Annotated in this window: 15 protein-coding genes, 2 tRNA genes and 2 pseudogenes; 9 read left to right on the forward strand and 10 right to left on the reverse strand. The window is 64.3% G+C overall.

What is annotated here, in order from left to right:
- Position 1: 1 nt before the first annotated feature.
- The 3 genes and pseudogenes from NM962_20515 (at position 2) to NM962_20525 (ending at position 2,088) form a co-directional block, all read left to right on the forward strand.
- Positions 2 to 394 (forward strand): holo-ACP synthase, encoded by a 393-nt coding sequence (locus tag NM962_20515; protein UVO12234.1) that lies wholly within the window; start codon positions 2 to 4, stop codon positions 392 to 394.
- Between the two features lie 30 nt (positions 395 to 424).
- Positions 425 to 1,806: pseudogene (locus NM962_20520) on the forward strand (dipeptidase).
- Positions 1,807 to 1,846: 40 nt separating this feature from the next.
- Positions 1,847 to 2,088, forward strand: a pseudogene (locus NM962_20525) (LysR substrate-binding domain-containing protein).
- A 12-nt stretch (positions 2,089 to 2,100) separates the two neighbouring features.
- Here the strand turns inward: NM962_20525 and NM962_20530 are convergent.
- The 3 genes from NM962_20530 to bcp all read right to left on the reverse strand — a co-directional run bounded on the left by NM962_20530 (position 2,101) and on the right by bcp (position 4,283).
- Positions 2,101 to 3,138, reverse strand: coding sequence for a pyridine nucleotide-disulfide oxidoreductase (locus tag NM962_20530; GenBank protein UVO12235.1), 1,038 nt, complete (start codon positions 3,136 to 3,138; stop codon positions 2,101 to 2,103).
- Between the two features lie 157 nt (positions 3,139 to 3,295).
- Positions 3,296 to 3,769, reverse strand: coding sequence for a VOC family protein (locus NM962_20535; protein ID UVO12236.1), 474 nt, complete (start codon positions 3,767 to 3,769; stop codon positions 3,296 to 3,298).
- A gap of 40 nt (positions 3,770 to 3,809) precedes the next feature.
- A complete protein-coding gene (gene bcp, locus NM962_20540) occupies positions 3,810 to 4,283 on the reverse strand; it encodes a thioredoxin-dependent thiol peroxidase (protein UVO12237.1) in 474 nt (157 codons plus the stop codon).
- A gap of 92 nt (positions 4,284 to 4,375) precedes the next feature.
- Between bcp and NM962_20545 the strand changes: the two genes are divergently transcribed.
- The gene (locus NM962_20545) at positions 4,376 to 4,603 is read left to right on the forward strand and encodes a DUF3618 domain-containing protein (GenBank protein ID UVO12238.1); all 228 of its coding nucleotides are present in this window, start codon (positions 4,376 to 4,378) and stop codon (positions 4,601 to 4,603) included.
- A 66-nt stretch (positions 4,604 to 4,669) separates the two neighbouring features.
- Positions 4,670 to 7,006: an amino acid permease gene (locus NM962_20550; protein ID UVO12239.1), complete on the forward strand. Its 2,337-nt coding sequence runs from the start codon at positions 4,670 to 4,672 to the stop codon at positions 7,004 to 7,006.
- A gap of 33 nt (positions 7,007 to 7,039) precedes the next feature.
- On the opposite strand, the gene NM962_20555 is transcribed toward NM962_20550, so the two are convergent.
- Positions 7,040 to 7,112, reverse strand: a tRNA-Lys gene (locus NM962_20555).
- Positions 7,113 to 7,266: 154 nt separating this feature from the next.
- Between NM962_20555 and NM962_20560 the strand changes: the two genes are divergently transcribed.
- Positions 7,267 to 8,496, forward strand: coding sequence for an Ig-like domain-containing protein (locus tag NM962_20560; GenBank protein ID UVO12240.1), 1,230 nt, complete (start codon positions 7,267 to 7,269; stop codon positions 8,494 to 8,496).
- Between the two features lie 30 nt (positions 8,497 to 8,526).
- Here the strand turns inward: NM962_20560 and NM962_20565 are convergent, their stop codons facing one another.
- A complete protein-coding gene (locus NM962_20565) occupies positions 8,527 to 9,249 on the reverse strand; it encodes a hypothetical protein (protein UVO12241.1) in 723 nt (240 codons plus the stop codon).
- Between the two features lie 391 nt (positions 9,250 to 9,640).
- Here NM962_20565 and NM962_20570 point away from each other — a divergent pair, with 391 nt between their 5' ends.
- Both NM962_20570 and NM962_20575 read left to right on the forward strand, forming a co-directional pair.
- Positions 9,641 to 11,047: an alkaline phosphatase family protein gene (locus NM962_20570; GenBank protein UVO12242.1), complete on the forward strand. Its 1,407-nt coding sequence runs from the start codon at positions 9,641 to 9,643 to the stop codon at positions 11,045 to 11,047.
- Positions 11,048 to 11,176: 129 nt separating this feature from the next.
- Positions 11,177 to 11,767, forward strand: coding sequence for a methyltransferase domain-containing protein (locus NM962_20575; protein ID UVO14861.1), 591 nt, complete (start codon positions 11,177 to 11,179; stop codon positions 11,765 to 11,767).
- A 205-nt stretch (positions 11,768 to 11,972) separates the two neighbouring features.
- On the opposite strand, the gene NM962_20580 is transcribed toward NM962_20575, so the two are convergent.
- The 5 genes from NM962_20580 to orn form a co-directional block, all read right to left on the reverse strand.
- A complete protein-coding gene (locus NM962_20580) occupies positions 11,973 to 12,899 on the reverse strand; it encodes a hypothetical protein (protein ID UVO12243.1) in 927 nt (308 codons plus the stop codon).
- 276 nt (positions 12,900 to 13,175) lie between these two features.
- Complete coding sequence (locus NM962_20585) at positions 13,176 to 13,583, reverse strand: ASCH domain-containing protein (GenBank protein UVO12244.1); 408 nt, start codon at positions 13,581 to 13,583, stop codon at positions 13,176 to 13,178.
- A complete protein-coding gene (locus NM962_20590; GenBank protein UVO12245.1) occupies positions 13,553 to 15,076 on the reverse strand; it encodes a GNAT family N-acetyltransferase in 1,524 nt (507 codons plus the stop codon). Before NM962_20590 ends, NM962_20585 begins: the two co-directional genes overlap by 31 nt.
- 253 nt (positions 15,077 to 15,329) lie before the next feature.
- Positions 15,330 to 15,402: transfer RNA gene (locus NM962_20595), tRNA-His, on the reverse strand.
- A gap of 35 nt (positions 15,403 to 15,437) precedes the next feature.
- Positions 15,438 to 16,052, reverse strand: a complete 615-nt coding sequence (gene orn, locus NM962_20600; GenBank protein ID UVO14862.1) for an oligoribonuclease — start codon at positions 16,050 to 16,052, stop codon at positions 15,438 to 15,440.
- 117 nt (positions 16,053 to 16,169) lie between these two features.
- Here orn and NM962_20605 point away from each other — a divergent pair, with 117 nt between their 5' ends.
- Complete coding sequence (locus NM962_20605; GenBank protein UVO12246.1) at positions 16,170 to 17,738, forward strand: DUF853 domain-containing protein; 1,569 nt, start codon at positions 16,170 to 16,172, stop codon at positions 17,736 to 17,738.
- Positions 17,739 to 17,781: the final 43 nt, after the last annotated feature.

The following is a 17,781-nucleotide window of genomic DNA, read 5'->3' on the forward strand; positions in this document are numbered from 1 at the left end:
TATGAGCATCGTTGGTGTCGGGATCGACCTGGTGTCGATTCCCGACTTCGCGGAGCAGGTCGACCAACCCGGGACGGTGTTCGCCGAGACGTTCACCCCCGGGGAGCGGCGCGACGCTTCCGACAAGAGTTCGTCGGCGGCGCGGCATCTGGCGGCCCGGTGGGCGGCCAAGGAGGCGGTGATCAAGGCGTGGTCGGGGTCGCGGTTCGCGCAGAAGCCGGTGCTGCCGGAGGCGATTCACCGTGACATCGAGGTGGTCACCGACATGTGGGGACGCCCGAAGGTGCGGCTCTCTGGTGAGATCGCGCAGCATCTCGCCGAGGTGACGATCCACGTGTCGCTGACCCACGAGGCCGACACCGCCGCCGCCGTCGCCATCCTCGAGACCCCCTAATCGGCGAGCAGACACAGAATCGCACTCCGGATGGCTCGGGCGTGCGATTCTGTGTCTGCTCGCGGGGAAGGGATACTGGCGCCATGAGCGAACTGGTGCAGCGAGTCCGCGACGTCTTGCCGTCGGTGCGGGCCGACCTGGAGGATCTGGTGCGCATCGAGTCGGTGTGGGCCGACCCGGCGCGGCGCCCCGAGGTACACCGCAGCGCTCAGCGTGTCGCAGACCTGCTGAGCCAGGCCGGTTTTCCGCAGGTGCAGATCGTTGCCGAGGGCGGTGCGCCGGCGGTCATCGCGCATTTTCCGCCACCCCCGGGTGCCCCGACTGTGTTGCTCTACGCGCACCACGACGTGCAGCCCGAAGGCGACGTGGGGCAGTGGGATTCACCGCCGTTCGAACCCACTGAACGCGACGGGCGCCTCTACGGCCGCGGCACCGCCGACGACAAGGCCGGTATCGCAACACATCTGGCGGCATTCCGGGCGCACGGTGGCCAGCCGCCGGTCGGTGTGACAGTCTTCGTCGAGGGCGAGGAGGAATCCGGATCGCCGTCGCTGGGAGCTCTGCTGGCTGCGCACCGCGAGGCGCTGAGCGCCGATGTGATCGTGATCGCCGACTCCGACAACTGGAGCACCGACATCCCCTCACTGACGGTGTCGCTGCGGGGGCTGGCCGACTGCGTGGTGGAAGTCGCGACGCTGGACCACGGACTGCACTCTGGGCTGTGGGGTGGGGTGGTACCCGACGCGCTCACCGTTCTGGTGCGGCTGCTGGCGAGCTTGCACGACGACGACGGCAACGTCGCGGTCGCCGGATTGCACGAAAGCATCGCGGCACCAGTCGATTACCCACCTGAGCGGGTCCGTGCCGACACCGGGCTGCTGGACGGGGTGACCGAGATCGGCTCCGGATCGGTGCCGCAGCGGATGTGGGCCAAGCCGGCGATCACCGTCATCGGTATCGACACCACGAGCATTGCGGCATCGTCGAACACGCTGATTCCACGGGCCCGGGCCAAGGTCAGTTTGCGGGTGGCCCCCGGCGGCGACGCCGCCGCCCACCTGGAGGCGCTCACCGCTCACCTACAGCACCATGCCCCGTGGGGAGCGCACGTGACCGTCACCCCGGGCGATGTTGGGCAGCCCTACGCCATCGACGCCACTGGTCCGGTGTATGACGCCGCCCGGGACGCATTCGCGCAGGCGTGGGGCGTCGAACCCGTCGACATGGGCATGGGCGGATCCATCCCATTCATCGCTGAGTTCGCCGCCGCTTACCCGCAGGCGACCATCCTGGTCACCGGGGTGGAAGATCCGGGGACCCAGGCGCACAGCATCAACGAGAGCCTGCACCTGGGCGTGCTGGAACGCGCCGCCACCGCCGAAGCGCTGCTATTGGCGAAGCTGGCGACCTGAATGGACGAGCGCCGCTTCATCAAATGGTCGCCGATCGACAGCGGTGTCGACCTCTTCGTCGGTCGCCGTGCGGGGTGCCGTGCTGGCCGGGGCCGGGCCGGCGGTGATGAGCAGGTTGGCGGCCGCCGATGACCTTGCGGTCGGCCGGCTTCGCAGTGTGGAGGTGCCGGAATTAGACCTGCATCGGGATCTCAGGGCGATCTGGACGGGTGGGCGGACGCCGCCGGCCGGGCGGTGCGGGACCTGTTGAGCCACATCGGCGGCGTCAACCGGCCGCACTGATCTACGCCGAAGCTACGTTCCGTACTGGAACCACAGGGGCAGCGCGCTGTTGAGCCGCTGCATGAACTTGATCAATCCGATCCGATACTCCCCAGATCCGAACGAGTCGATCCCGTACTCGGGGAACGCGATCCCGACCCCGAACAGTCCCGGTCCAAGGATCCCGTTCACCGGATCGTATTCCAGCTCCCCCCACTGCGGGGTCGCGGGGAGCTGGCGTCGGGTGAACCCGACGGTGTAGACAACGTGGCTACAGGCTTGGAGCTGCTCGGAGAACTCCTTGTCGTCTACCCGATACCGTTCCAGGCGCTCCGGATAGGTTCCGTCGATGTTCTCACGGGCCCACGTTGCGGCATTCCCCTTCAGGCCAGTGTCGTCGAACAGAATCTGATCACCAAGGTACACAGCGTATTTGGTTGGGCTCCGGTAGAAGTTGACGACCTTCCGGGCGTGGGTGTTCAACAGGTTGGGCAGGGCCACCATCGATGAGTGTGACGAGCCGAAGACGGCCACCGTGGCGTCGTCCAACGCCAGCTGACCGAGTTTGTCGGGGTTCAGTGCCACCTCGACCGGAATCTCCTTCAGGCTCGGATGCTGAAGCGTCTTGGGAACCGAACCGACGGCCAGAATCACGTTCTTCGCTTCGATCTCGGCTTCCGGGGTGCTCACCAACCATCGGCGGTTGCGCAGGACGAGCTCGGTGGCCACCGCGCGAATGGAGGTGACCCGCTCTGACAGGTGTTGGGAGATCCATACCAACGGATCGGCCACCAGGCCGAGCGGGCAGGTGTGACCGGGATCGATGTCGGTCAACTCGAAGTGGGGCGCTTCGGAGAAGCGGAACGACGGGGAGCCGTTCAAGTAGTCGAGGAAGAGCGAGACATAGGTGTTGCCCGGGACGGCGCGCCATTTGGTGCCGATATCACCGGCGGCAAAATCGGGATCGATCCAGACGATCTCGTTCTCGGGGACGCCATGGTCGAGTAGGCGGCCCACCGCGGCTATACCTGCGGGACCTGCCCCGATCACTGCCCAGCTGTGCTCAGTCATCTTCTTGCCTTCCAACGGAGCTGGAGTAGCGCGCTTGGTTGGTCGCTCGACCGGAAGCGCCACCCAAGCCCGACTGTGATTAATGCTGCGCCCGCCGGCAACACGTGACTAGTCGGGTTGTACTTGACAGGTCACAAATTGCCGTTGTGAGCTGAGGTCAACGCCCTTCGGCTGCGGCCTCCAGCGCGGCGATGTCGAGTTTGACCATCGTGAGCATGGCCTGCTTCGCCCGTAGCACGCGCTCGGGGTCTGGATCGGTCATCAACTCCGACAATCGTTGCGGGATGATCTGCCAGGACAATCCGTATCGGTCGGTGAGCCAGCCGCACTGAAGTTCCTTGCCGCCGGCGCTCAACGCGTCCCAGTAGTGGTCGACCTCGGCCTGATCCGCGCAGTAGGCCTGGATGGAGATGGCCTCGTCCAGCGTGAAGTTCGGTCCGCCGTTGATTGCGGAGAACTGCCGCCCGTCGAGCTCGAACAGCACTTGCAGCGGGCTGCCGTCGCGCTCGGGATTCTCCGCGCCCCAGTAGGACACGTCGGTGACCTTCGAATTGGGAAAGATCGACACGTAGTACTCGGCGGCGTCCAGTGCCTGGGTGTCGAACCACAAACTCGTCCGGATGACCGGCACGCGCTGCTCCTTCTCGGTCGGCGGAAAAGTGACCTCGGGGTCAGACCGACAGATCGCGCCGCAGTTTCGCGACGTGCCCGGTGGCCCGCACGTTGTACTGGGCCTCGGCGATCTTGCCCTGTTCGTCGACGACGAACGTCGAGCGAATGACGCCTTGCACGGTCTTGCCGTACATCTTCTTCTCGCCGTAGGCGCCCCAGGCCGCTAACACCGAGCGGTCCGGGTCGGACAGCAGCGGGAAGGTCAATCCCTCGGTGTCGCGGAATTTGGCCAGTTTGGCCGGCTTGTCGGGGGAGATACCGACGACGTCGAGGCCGGCGTCGTTGAAGTCGCGCAGGTTGTCCCGGAAGTCGCAGGCCTGCTTGGTGCAGCCCGGGGTCGACGCGGCCGGGTAGAAATAGACGACGACCCGTCTTCCCCGGTAGTCGGCCAGCGACACGGTGTTGCCGTCGGCGTCAGGAAGGCTGAACGCGGGCGCTTCATCGCCGGGCGCCAGGCGTGCGGTGTCGGTCAACAACTGCCCCTTTCTGCTCGCCGGAGCATGAGACGAACCCCGGCTGCTCTAGGGTAGTTCGACAGGGGCAGCATCGGACAGGGAGGACGACAGTGGCGGAACGCGATCCCGACACGATCAAGAAGGACATCGATCAGGCCCGTGAGCAGCTGGCGTCGACGGTCGACATTCTCGCGGACCGGGCCAACCCCCGTCGGCTGGCCGACCGCGCCAAGGCTCGGGCGGTCGAGATCGTCACCCAACCTGCGGTGATGGCGTCGCTGGCCGGTGTCGGCGGACTCATTCTCATCCTGACGATTCGCCGAATCCGCAACCGCTGAGATCCCCGCGCGCCGGCGCGAAAATTGGGTCTGGTGGCGTGACGCTGCCGGGGCGAAGATATTGCGGTGCGCGCCCAACAGCCCCCGGCGCCGCGGCCTGACCCGATCGGCTACACGCTCAAGCGGCTGGTGCTGGGACGGCCGCTGGTCACCGGTGCGCTGCGCTCCGAGCGGTTGTCGAATCCGGTTGCCCTAGGCGTACTTTCACCCGACGCGATCTCCTCGAACGCCTATGGCGTCGAGGAGATCCTGATCGAGCTGCTGCCGTTCGCCGGCCTGGCAGCCTTCGCGCTGCTGCTGCCCATCACCGGCGTGGTCCTGCTGATCCTGGTACTGGTCACCGCCTCGTATCGCCAGGTGGTGATGACCTACACCCGCGCCGGCGGCTCCTACATCGTCTCTCGGGAGAACTTCGGCCCCCGGGTAGCGCAGGTCGCCGCCGCGGCGCTGCTGATCGACTACGTGGTGACCGTCGCCGTGCAATCCGCGGCCGGCACCGTCGCCGTCGTCTCAGCGATCCGCCCGCTGGGCCCCTACAGCCTGGAGATCACCGTCGCGGTGGTGATCGTGATGTGTTACGCGAACCTGCGCGGTGTGCGAGAAGCCGGCCGTACGTTCGCGATACCGACCTACTTCTTCGTAGGCATGCTCGGGCTGATGATCATCACCGGTGTGGTGCGCGAGATCTTTTGGGGCTTACCCGTTTACGACGCCGAGCACCTCCCAGGGGCGGTGCCGGTCCATCAGGGCAACGGGCTGATCATGGGGGCGACGGTCCTGGTGGTACTGCGCTCTTTCGCCAACGGCGGGTCATCGCTGACCGGTGTGGAAGCCATCTCCAACACCGTCAGCGTCTTCCAAAAGCCGCAGGGCGTGAACGCGCGGCGCGTGCTCACCACGATGGCGTGCATCCTGGGATTCCTGCTGGCTGGCGTCACCTACCTGGCCTACCGCACCCACACCCCGCCGTACGCGGTCGGATATCCCTCGGTGCTCTCCGAGGTGGCCCGGGCGGTGTTCGGCGGCGGCTGGCTGGGTCAGGTTCTGTACGTGCTGGTGCAGACGGCGACGGCGTTGATCCTGTTCACCGGAGCGAACACCAGCTTCAACGGGTTTCCGATGCTGGCTAGCTTCGTTGCCGAAGACCGCTTCCTGCCCCGCCAGTTGACCAAACGCGGGCACCGGCTGGTCTTTTCCAACGGGATCATCGTGCTCACCGTCCTGGCGGTGACTCTGCTGGTGGTCACCGGTGGCTCGGTCAACGCACTGGTGCCGTTCTACGCGATCGGGGTGTTCACCGGATTCGCGATGGCCGGTTACGGCATGGCCAAACATCATGTGACGCATCGGGAATCGGGATGGCGGTACAAGCTCGTCATCAATTTCTCGGCGGGCCTGCTGTCCACCGTGGTGGTGGGGATCTTCGCGGTGGCGAAGTTCACCGAGGGAGCCTGGCTGGTAGTGGTCGTGTTCCCGTTGCTGGTGGTGGTGCTGATCCGGCTCAACCGGGAGTACCGGGCCGAGGCTGCGATCCTGGAGCGATTCCGCACCGACCGGCCTGACTCCGTCAAGTACGCCCGTCACCGGGTGATGGTTTTCGTGCATTCGCTGGACCTGGCGGTACTCGAAGCCCTGCGCTACGGCAAAGGGCTCTACGCCGACGAGCTGGTCGCGGTGCACCTGGTGGTCGACGCCGCCCATGCCGCTCTGCTGCAGCAGCGCTGGGAGTACTACGGCCTGGACACCCCGCTGCGGGTGGTCGACTGCCCGGACCGCCGGCTGACACGCACCGCCCGGCAACTGGTCGACACCGCACGCGCGCAATACCCGAACTGCCACGTGACCGTGTTGCTGCCCCGGCGTACCTACGCGCCGTTGCTGGGGCGCTTGTTGCACGATCGCACCGCCGACAAGATCGCCAAGGCCGTGAGCGTGGTTCCCGACGCGGCGGCGACGATCGTGCCCTACGACGTGCAATCACGCGTGCGGCAGGCGTTCCCGGACCTGTTCGAACAGCGCATTCTGCGCGAGGTCGAGAAACTGCAGCAGTGGGTGGCTCGCCATGACCAGCAGGACGTGGACCGCTACGAGCATCCGGCGCCGCCGCCGGACGCCATCGCGGTGGACGCCCTCATCATCGGTCACCTGTCCACCGTCGAGGGGCGGGTCAATGAGGTCGACGACACCACCAGCCGCGGCAAGCCGGTCCGCGTCGCGGTGGTCGGAGACGGCAGTGGTGAGCTGCGCGCGACATTTCCCGCGGGACGGGGCACCGACATCAGCCCCGGTGACGTGGTTGCGCTCACCGGCAAGGCGCGGCAGAACGGCAATGGGCCGGTGTACATGTCGGACCCGAGCTACCGGATCATCAAGGAGACCGAAGAGTCGACACCGTCGCAGTAAGCCGTCGCAATAAGACGAAACAGTCGAACGAAGTGCGCCGTCAGGGTTTCGAACCCCGGACCCGCTGATTAAGAGTCAGCTGCTCTACCAACTGAGCTAACGGCGCCGTGCGGTCAAGAACCGCGAAAGAGACAATAACAGGCGCCGCGCCGGGAGACGAAATCGCGACGTCAGCGCGCTGTTCTGGACGGAACAGCGGCAGTTCCGATTACCCACTAGACTGCCTGCGAGCAGCATCAGCACGGTCAGGTGGGAAAAGCATGGGGCAGGTTGGTTTGGCGGAACGCTGCCGGGGGTTCGGGTCCCGGGCGGCGGCATTGCTGATGGTTCCGGCCGCGGTAATGAGCTTGAGTGCGTGCGGGAGTAACGCCGACGCCGAAGCGGCCAAGATCATCACCGACAAGGGCACTCCCTTCGCTGACCTGCTGATTCCCAAGGTCACTGCGTCGGTCACCGACAAGGCAGTCGGGGTCGCGGTGGACGCGCCGGTGACCGTGACCGCCGAGGACGGCGTGCTCGATTCGGTCACCATGGTCAACGAGTACGGCGCGATCGTCGACGGCAAGCTCAGTGCGGACGGGTTGACCTGGGCGACATCCGAGCAGCTCGGCTATAACAAGCGTTACACGGTCAACGCGAAGGCGCTGGGCCTCGGTGGCGTGACCAGCCGGCAGATGACGTTTCAGACGCACTCGCCGCAAAACCTGACCATGCCCTACGTCATGCCGCGCGACGGCGAGGTCGTCGGCGTCGGTCAGCCGGTGGCGATTCGGTTCGACGAGAACATCGTTGACCGCGAGGCGGCCGAGAAGGCGATCATTATCACCACCGAGCCTCCTGTGGCAGGCGCGTTCTACTGGCTGAACAATCGCGAGGTGCGCTGGCGGCCGCAGGCCTTCTGGAAGCCCGGAACCAACGTCGACGTGCAGGTCAACACCTACGGGGTGGACCTGGGCAACGGGGTCTACGGGCAGGACAACGCGACCAGCCACTTTGTCATCGGCGACGAGGTGATCGCCACCGTTGACGACGACACCAAGTCGATGGTGGTGCGCATCAACGGCGAAGTGGCCAAGACCATGCCGGTCTCGATGGGCAAGGAAAGCACCCCGACCAACAACGGCACCTACATCGTCGGCGAGCGCTTCGCGCACATCGTCATGGACTCCTCGACCTACGGGGTTCCGGTCAACTCGCCCAACGGGTATCGCACCGACGTCGACTGGGCCACCCAGATCTCCTACAGCGGCATTTTCGTGCATTCGGCCCCGTGGTCGGTGGGAGCCCAGGGCTACGCCAACACCAGCCATGGCTGCATCAACGTCAGTCCCAGCAACGCGCTGTGGTTCTACGACCACGTCAAGCGCGGCGACGTGGTGCAGATCAACAACACCATCGGCTCGTTGCTGCCCGGCAACGAAGGCCTCGGCGACTGGAATGTGCCGTGGTCGCAGTGGCAGGCCGGCAACGCCAACGACCCGGTGCGCTAGACGCGTTAGGCGCCGTCAGGCCGGGGGCGGCTAGCCTTCCTCGCGCAGGTACTCCTCGTTCCCGTTGGGATAACCTCCGCCGAACGTGGTGATGTGCACGTGGTCGTAGTGGCCGTTGCCGCGACCGCTCGGCCCGCCCGGCGTGTAGTACGTGCCGCGCCAGATCGCGTCCTGCATGGCGAACCGACCGGCGTTCTGCCGGACGTAGTCGACGATCTGGTCTCCCAATGCGATGCCCTCGGGACTACCGGGGTTGGGGATCATCACGTCGATGGCCAGGCCGGACGGATGCCAGCGCTGGCCGTCGGGACGCACCCCGATCATGTTGTGAATCTGCGGGAACGCCTCGCTGATGCTGCGGGCGACAAGGATCGTCTTGACCTGCATGCCGTGCTCGTTGACGATCCCCGGCGGCAGCGCGTGCGGTGCCGGCATGGACCAGTTGGTCGCCAGCTCGGGTGCGGGAGGTCCCCAGTCCTGCGGCGGGGGCGGAATGTCTTCGGGTGGCGGGGGAGGCGCGTCCTCCGGGGGCGGTGGTGGTAGGTCTTCAGGTGGTGGGGGAGGTGCGTCCTCCGGCGGCGGGGGTGGCCCGTCTTCGGGTGGCGGAGGCGGCGCGTCCTCGGGCGGCGGCGGCACATCGGCGGCGGCCGGAGGGGGCGGTTCATCGTTGTTTCCCGGCTCGGCACCGACGCTGCCAGCCAAGAACACGGCGGCCGGCAACAGAGTTGTCGCGGCCAGAACCGAGGATTTCATGCGCAGATCTACTAGTCCTTGCGTGAGCACGCAGGGAACCGTAACCAAAACGTTACCTCGACATCAACCCGGCACGCGGAACGGCGCGCCCCGAGCCGACACCCAGCGGTTCGCCAATCGGGGGTTGAGTGGCAGTCAGACCAGGTCAGCTCGATGATGGGCGCCGGTCATCGCAACCAGGGTCCGCGGGTGTTCGCTAGCTCACTAAATTCCGAACGCGGCGGCGATCGCCGACACCGATCGGTCTCCCGGGGCGGCCTGGGCCAGCGGCGCCAGGGGCGACTCACATTGTGCTGACCACATGAGCGTATTCCTCGCAAAATCCTGAGCATTGCCTGTGCGATTGCTAGGGTCGTCGGGCAGTCTCGCGCAACTTCGACGAGGGAATCCGATGGTGACAAAGGTGAAGCGGTTTCTGTGCGGTGCGACCGTCGCCGGCCTGGTTGCCGGAACGGGGGCGGTGGTAGGGACGCAGACTGGGCTGTCCGGGGTGAGCGCCGACTGGCTGCTGGCCGCTGAGCACGTGCTGCTGATCGGTACCGACGGCACCAACTTGGACAAGATCCTGGAGTACGCCTACAACCAAGACAGCGGCTTCAAAACCGCGATGGACCAAGGTATTACCGGAACCGCGAGCCTGACCAACCACACCACCTTCTCCGGTCCGTCATGGACGACGATTCTGACCGGGGTGTGGGACGACAAGCACGGTGTGACCAACAACCTGTTCAGTCCCGAGCCGTACAACTTGTGGCCGACGGTGTTCAACCTTCTCGAGTACTACAAGCCCGAGATCAACACCACGGTGATCGCCGACTGGGACTACATCAACGACATCGCTGCCGCGGGCGGCTACCCGGTCGACAACAACGTCTTCGTGCCCTTCGAGACCAACTGGGCTGATGCCGACGCGCTGGTCACCGCGCAGACCATCGCTCAGATCCTGGCGACCGCCGACAACCCCGACGACATCTCGAACTTCCTGTTCTCCTACCAAGTACAGGTAGACGAGGCCGGACACGAGTTCGGTGGCGGGTCGGCCGAATACGCCCAAGCCGTCGTGAACGTCGGCGCCAACATCCAGCAGATCCTGGCCGCGGTCGCGCAGGTCAAGGCGCTCACCGGTGACGACTGGTCGATCATCATCACCACCGACCACGGACACCAGCAGTCCCACGACATCTTGGGCCACGGCTTCCAATCGCCCAATGAGACATCGTCATTCGTCATCTTCGATCAGGCCGGTGATCACGCCACCGACGGCAGCCAGAACCTGAACTACTCCACGGTGGACATCACGCCGACGATCTTGTCGCTGTTCGGGGTCCCGATGCGGTCAGATTTCGACGGCGTCTCGATGGCCAACGACCCCGCCATCCTCAACAGCATCGTCACACCCGTCGACCTCAAGCAGGCCCTCCACGACGCGCTCGCGATGTACGGCTACCCCAATATCGGCAACGACATCGCGCTGGCCATCCGCACGGTGGTCACCTCCATCCCGTATGGGCTCAATCTGGTCGTCACCGAGATCGACAAGCTCCTGCAATCGATCGTCGACCAGGACATCTTCCTGATCAGTGGACTGGCCCAATTCGCCCAGCAAGTCAACGATTTCGTGGGCGGCCTGGTGGTCGACACGAGCGTGGCGCTGGCTCGCGGCGTTGCATTCCTGACCGGATCGGGCGTCATCGCGCCGACCGACGCGCCGCTACCGCTGCCTGGTGCCTCGGAGTTCTCCGACCCGTGGGGGCTGCTTGCCGCGAGCGATAACCTGTTCGCGCCTGACCATTGGTAGGGGGATTCGAGCTGCCCTGGCTGCTGGACACCTGATACGCCTAGGCGGTCTCGGGACGGCTCCTGGCGGCGATGCAGGTAGCCGCAGAGCATGAAGTTAGGGTACCCTAATTTCATGCCTATAACGTGGATGGACACTGTGATACGCCAGGTGCGCCGAGTCGGTGACTTCCCTTTTCCGCACCAGGCCGCCTTCTTGCTGGACAATCCGATTCACCGACGCCTTGTCAATCCGGGTGGCGTGGTCGGGCAGCTAGCGCTTCGCGGCGGTGAACGAGTGCTGGAGATCGGACCCGGTCCGGGGATCTTCAGTATCGAAATCGCCCGCCGGCTGACGACCGGCCACCTCGATCTTTTCGATGTCCAACCGCAGATGCTGGACAAGGTGAAGAAAAAAGTTGAAGCTGCCGGCTACCGGAATGTGCAGTTTCACTCGGGCGACGCCAGCGACGGGCTTCCCTTCCCCGACAACACGTTTGATCTTGCGTTTCTGGCCAGCGTGCTCGGCGAGGTTCCGGACAAGGCGGCATGTGCGGTGTCTTTGCAGAATGTGATCAAGCCGGGTGGGCGGCTGGTCTTCCAGGAGATATTCCTTGACCCGGATCGACTGGGCGTTGCAGACCTACGCGCTCTTTTCGAACCCAGGGGCTTTGTGCTCAAGTCTGCGACGGGAAACCGGTGGCGTGACATCGTGGAGTTCACCCGGGGTGAGGGCGCATAGGCTGCAATACGGCTTGTCTCCCGTTGCCTCCACCTGGCGTAGGCGCCTATGTCCGCGGCCTTCGCGTCCGCGCCAGAGTGGCGCGTGTAACCGTCTTCAAGAACGCAGAAGGTGCGTGGGCAAAAATGCCCTCCGCGTTCTTGTCAGCACTGACCGATTGCTTCGCCGGGAGCTGTATGGGCGGTTCTTGGTGCCGTACTGACCGCTACGGGGAATCTGGCGACGGCCAGTCGGGTAGGCGCTCCACGATAAAATCGACCGCCGATAGACATGCGCTCTTTGCCCATCGGACTGTTGCGATAAATGCGTCAATCACGTTGTCGGCAAACGACTTGTCCAACCATGATCCCGACGATCCAACGGCGTCGCGGCTGGTGATATCGGATGTAGTCACTAAATGGACTTTGCGATTCTCGTCCATGTACGAAGTCCAGTTGTCATCGGACGACAGGACGTAGACGGGGCTTACCTCAGTGTTGGCGGCCTCGATCCGCTCCTGAGGGAGCCACATCCCCACTCCACCAAGCAAATAGATGATGGGACTGAACAGCACGCCCAGGATTGCCACGACTACCAGGAGCATGACCAGCACATTGGGCGTGCCGTTCTCGTCCCCCTTCTGCGCGCGGCAGTTGATTACTTTGCCTATCAACATGATTACGCCGATGATTCCGCAGATGGTGGCCGCCGCGCAGACATGCCACATAGGCATAGCGTAAACCAGGAGGAAGACTGAGATCACCGCTGAAATCAACAGTAGAAGCGGCCCACCATTGATGGGCGGTTTGTTCGATGACCTCAGTCTGCAGGCTAGAAAGATCACGAATCCTACGGAAATCACCGCTCCGAACGGGAGTACCGTTGCCAAAACTAATGCGGGGACGTTGAGGTTCTGCACCAGTGCACGGAGTGTTTCGGGGTCACCGTGAGAGACCACAAGTACCCGCAACGCGGCGAACACGATTGGGGCAAAGCCCCATACCCACCCAGATGGAAGTTTCCAGACGGATTCCTTCTTGCTGCCCGACACACGAACCAACGCCTCACCCAACGAGCCGGCCGCTTCGCGGATGCTGGTAGGCATTCCCTGCGGGGGCGAGGGCGGGGCGGGTGGCTCCTGCGGCGACTCCATGACCTTGGAAGCTACCGAAGCGCTACGACAACCGCGCTGTCCCATGCCGCAACGTGCGATTTGTCCTGCGCGTGTCGGTGCACGCAGGGGACACCACCGACGGGAAAACTGACCTCATGCTCGAGCCGCCGATGGAGGCTGACCAGGGGGGTGACACGCCAGACGCCAGTCGAGTCGGCAGTGAGTTCGGTGACGGTGGTCTCGGTGGTGGGCATCGCTGCAGCATCTATCCAGTCGCCGATAATCACCAGCCACGCGGTTGCACGTCCCCGCAGGTCAGGGGAGGGCGCGCGCTCCTACGTAGGCGTAGCTCTGTGGCGGTACTCCAGAGGGGAGTAGGTCGGTAATGTGGGCGGGGCTGCGCAGACGGACGGCTCTGCGGATGCCGATGCCCGCCCCGATTTGGCTGTTGGCGTAGTACCTGTCGAAGTCGGCTCGGTTGATGCAGCCCACGTCGGCGAACTGCCGCCAGAGGTCAGTCGGTTTGGCGGTATGGATTGTTCCGACTTCGAAGTAGCCGAGCACCTTGCTGACGGGGGCAGTGGCGTAGACCCACACCACTCTCACGTCATCAGCGAGGCGACGTTTACGGAACTCAATCTTCTTGCGCCCGTCCATAATTGCCTCTGCAAACTGCGGATGGACGGACATGATCACATGGCGTCCAGTTGCTGATGCACCCATTGGGCACCGGTCTCCTTCGCTTTGGTCACGGCTTGTGGCGGTGCCTTCAGCACGTCATGGCTCTGAAGCTCCGCCAGGGTCCATTCGGGATCAACGACGCGATCCTGCCGGAAGAGGATGACAAGTAACTGCGCGGAGTGAGACGCGAGCTGGGCAATATCGGTGGGTCCGTATACGGTTCGTCCGCCGACCAGGTTCAGCACTTCATCGGGAGAGGATGTTCTGGAGGCTTCCTCGACCACGCCAATGACAGATACGGTCTGGAGCCTGGATCGGTAGAACAGAATCGCGTCGCCCGGCTGAATCTGCCTTGAAGATGAGTTGCATAGATACGCCTTGCGCAGCGCGTTACCCCAGGGGAGTGTCGTGCCTTCCAGCCCAGGCAACATGGGTTGTTGAGTCTCGGGTATGCACTCTGGAAACAACTGATCATGCCATTGCTCGATGATCGGAATGACGAACACATTCGCTTGGTCAGACACGGCTGGCGGACCGTACGCAATGTGAAAGTCCAACGGCGACATGGAGGTGTCTCGCGGCTGGTACCTCTTGGCGAGGACAATCTCACCACGCGCCGACTTGCCTGCGTCGTAGTACCCGAACATCTTCATGAAGTCGATGAGCCGCTGATGGCGATCCCACACCTCAACGTAGGCACTTCCAGCGCTGTGGTCGCGGTGCGAAAGGAGGACGGCTTTCAGTAGTAGCTCCCCGTACCGTTGACCGCCGAACTCCTCCTGCACCTTGAATGTCGAAATCTTGGTGATGGGCTCTGGCAGGTCGTACGGGCATTCGGATGCGAGCTCGTTGACCTTCAATATGGCGACGGCTGCGTAGGTTCCGCCGTCTTCGGTGATGATGAAGCACTCACGGTTCGCCGAGTCCCCGCGAACCTTGTTGATCCAGGCATCGAAGCCGTTGTAATCGGTTCTGATGCTGGCGAAAATGTCTTGTTCCAGGTCGAGGGCATATGACTCGACGGGCGTCACCTTCGGTGGTGGTTCGACGGTGGTCGGCTCGAATGCCTCCAGCAGCGCCGCCGCATCGGCAAGTGTGAGGACTCGATCCCCTAGTCCGACCCTCTTCGCTCGCTTATGAAGACCAACGTCCTCAGTGACAAGGAAATTGACGGCGTTCGCGTCCAGTGCAGCCAGTATTCGCAGATCGCGGTGATCGTTGGAATCGGGGACCAGTGGACCCAGTTTGGTCTGGAGGCGAGTGCTGATCGGCACCTCGGCGAGCATCTCGATCTTGCTCAGTTCGGCGATTCGCTGCTCCGCCCGCGTCGGGTTCGTTCCTTCGGAAAGCTCGTCCCTCGTGGCGGGATGGACGAAGACTAGGTTGCGCTGCTTCATCGCTAGCCGCATGAAGGTAGCTGCTGGTCCAAGCCCGGGCTCCATCTGCCCGTCGAACGGTTCAAGTGCAATGAAGACGTTGGTGTCGATCAGAAAGCGCGTCGGCGGCGGAGCCGCCGTTTCCCCGCTCCCTGTCATGGTTGCGATTATCACCCGTCACATTGGTCACACCCGATTGAGACACGCTCCCTAGCCCACTGAGGGGCGACGGGGACGTGTCTCAATCGCCCGCCTGGAGTCCTTGGTCGGGGAGTGGAAGCCGGGGGTGGTCCCACCTACTCCCCCAGCGGGATGTCGCATCGTGGGCGCATGTCGCATCGGATATCGCATGGACCCGAAATGAACATCGCCCCACCCGCTTATGTGCAGGTGAGGCGATGTTTTCCCTCGGGGTGGCTGACGGGACTCGAACCCGCGACACCCAGGATCACAACCTGGTGCTCTACCAACTGAACTACAGCCACCATTGCTGCCCGACTAGCAAGCAGCGTCGTCGATACTAACCGCTTGGGCGCTCAGCGACCGAATCGATATCGTCGGGCGCGTCCACCGGCGGCCCCAGTTCCCCGGCGACCGCGGCAATGTCGCTGGTAGACGGCCCGGGCGGGGCGACGAACGCGGTACGCCGGTAGTACTTCAATTCCCGGATGGACTCGTGGATATCGGCCAGTGCGCGGTGCGCGAGGCCCTTCTCCGGCTGGCCGAAGTAGATCCGGGGGTACCACCGACGGCACAACTCCTTGATCGAGCTGACGTCGATCATCCGGTAGTGCAGGTAGTCGTTGAGGGCGACCATGTCGCGGGCCAGGAAACCACGGTCGGTGCCGATCGAGTTGCCCGCGAGCGGCGCCGTCTTGGCCTGCTTGACGTGGGTGCGGATGTAGTCGAGCACCATCGCCTCGGCGGTAGCCAGGTCGACCGTCGATGCTCTGACCTCGTCGATCAGGCCCGATCGGGTGTGCATCTCGGTCACCACAGGGCTCATCGCGTCCAGGTCCGCGTCGTCGGCGTGGATCACCACGTCAATACCGTCGCCCAGGATGTTCAGCTCGCCGTCGGTGACCAGGGCGGCAATCTCGATGAGCTTGTCCGAGCCCAGATCCAGGCCGGTCATCTCACAGTCGATCCAGACGAGTTCGTCTCGTGCAGCACTCACAGTGAGCCAACGTTAGCCGTTCGCCGCAGCCATAGCCGCACAGCGGTACAGACTGGCCAAGTAATGTCGTGACCTGTGAGTCCCGAGTCGGCGGCGAACGCCGCGCAGCAGATCGCGGCGGGCTATGTCGCTGACGGCCAGGCCCTCGAATTGGGCACGGTGGTGATCGACGACACCGCAGACGCCTCCGCGCAGGTCCGCATCCCGCTGGCCACGATCAACCGTCACGGGTTGGTGGCCGGCGCCACCGGAACCGGCAAGACCAAGACCTTGCAGGTGATCGCCGAGCAGCTATCCGCCGCCGGTGTCCCGGTGCTGATGGCCGACGTCAAGGGCGACCTGTCCGGGCTGTCGCGTGCGGGGGAGGCCGGGGACAAGATCACCCAGCGCGCCACCGAGACCGGCGACGACTGGACGCCGACGGCATTCCCGGTGGAGTTCCTGTCGCTGGGCACCGGCGGTCTTGGAATCCCGGTGCGCGCCACCATTTCCAGCTTCGGACCCATTCTGTTGTCGAAGGTGTTGGGGCTCAACAGCACCCAGGAGTCGACTCTCGGTCTGATCTTCCACTGGGCAGACCAGAACGGCTATCTGCTGCTGGACCTGAAGGATTTGCGTTCGGTCATCACGTTTTTGACCAGCGATGCCGGCAAACCCCAGCTGAAGAACCTCGGCGGGGTGTCGGCTCAGACCGCGGGGGTGATCCTGCGCGCCCTGGTCAATCTGGAGGCCGAAGGCGGCGACACCTTCTTCGGCGAGCCGGAGCTCAAACCGGAGGACTTGCTGCGTACCGACAGTCAGGGCCGCGGCATCATCTCGCTGCTGGAACTGGGCGATCAAGCCACCCGCCCGGTGTTGTTCTCCACCTTCTTGATGTGGGTGCTCGCCGACCTGTTCACGCTGCTTCCCGAGGTCGGCGACGTGGACAAGCCCAAGCTGGTGTTCTTCTTCGATGAGGCGCACCTGCTGTTCACCGACGCTTCGAAGGCGTTCCTGCAGCAGGTCGAGCAGACCGTGAAGCTGATCCGCTCTAAGGGCGTCGGGGTGTTCTTCTGCACCCAGTTGCCCACCGACGTGCCGAACAGCGTGCTGTCCCAGCTGGGCGCCCGGATCCAGCATGCGTTGCGTGCGTTCACCCCCGATGACCAGGCGGCGCTGAGCAAAACGGTGCGCACCTACCCGAAAACCAAGGTGTATGACCTGGAGTCGGCGCTGACGTCGCTGGGGATCGGCGAGGCGATCGTCACCGTCTTGTCGGAGAAGGGTGCCCCGACGCCGGTCGCCTGGACGCGGCTACGGGCACCGCGATCGATGATGGCCTCGGTCGGCGACGCGGCGATCACCGCGGCGGCCACCGCGAGCCCCCTGCACGCCGTCTACAGCGAGACCGTGGATCGCGAGTCGGCCTACGAGATCTTGTCCGGCAAGCTCGCGGCTGGGGAGGGCAGTGCGCCGCCCTCCGACCCCCTGGGATACGACGAAGTGCCGCCGCCACCGAAAGTGCACTGGTGGACGCGGTTCGGTCGCTGGCTCGCCCACTTCCTCTCCACCCGGGAGGGCAAGCAGGTGACCCGTGCTGTCACTACCGTGGTGGTCGGTCAGATCACCCGCGGCGCAATGGGCACCGGGCGCCGCAGGCGTTGAGCCCAACACCGCCAGGCGCTGGAGAATTAGGCGCGATGGCGGA

It is taken from the genome of Mycobacterium sp. SVM_VP21, assembly GCA_024758765.1.
GTDB classification, from domain to species: Bacteria; Actinomycetota; Actinomycetes; order Mycobacteriales; family Mycobacteriaceae; genus Mycobacterium; species Mycobacterium heraklionense_C.

What these genes read in the sequence shown, in the direction of transcription:
- NM962_20515 (UVO12234.1), top strand. Translation starts at nt 2, where the DNA reads ATGAGCATCGTTGGTGTCGGGATCGACCTGGTGTCGATTCCCGACTTC.
- NM962_20530 (UVO12235.1), bottom strand. Translation starts at nt 3,138, where the DNA reads ATGACTGAGCACAGCTGGGCAGTGATCGGGGCAGGTCCCGCAGGTATA.
- NM962_20560 (UVO12240.1), top strand. Translation starts at nt 7,267, where the DNA reads ATGGGGCAGGTTGGTTTGGCGGAACGCTGCCGGGGGTTCGGGTCCCGG.
- NM962_20565 (UVO12241.1), bottom strand. Translation starts at nt 9,249, where the DNA reads ATGAAATCCTCGGTTCTGGCCGCGACAACTCTGTTGCCGGCCGCCGTG.
- NM962_20570 (UVO12242.1), top strand. Translation starts at nt 9,641, where the DNA reads ATGGTGACAAAGGTGAAGCGGTTTCTGTGCGGTGCGACCGTCGCCGGC.
- NM962_20575 (UVO14861.1), top strand. Translation starts at nt 11,177, where the DNA reads ATGGACACTGTGATACGCCAGGTGCGCCGAGTCGGTGACTTCCCTTTT.
- NM962_20580 (UVO12243.1), bottom strand. Translation starts at nt 12,899, where the DNA reads ATGGAGTCGCCGCAGGAGCCACCCGCCCCGCCCTCGCCCCCGCAGGGA.
- NM962_20585 (UVO12244.1), bottom strand. Translation starts at nt 13,583, where the DNA reads ATGGGTGCATCAGCAACTGGACGCCATGTGATCATGTCCGTCCATCCG.
- NM962_20590 (UVO12245.1), bottom strand. Translation starts at nt 15,076, where the DNA reads ATGACAGGGAGCGGGGAAACGGCGGCTCCGCCGCCGACGCGCTTTCTG.
- orn (UVO14862.1), bottom strand. Translation starts at nt 16,052, where the DNA reads ATGACCGGCCTGGATCTGGGCTCGGACAAGCTCATCGAGATTGCCGCC.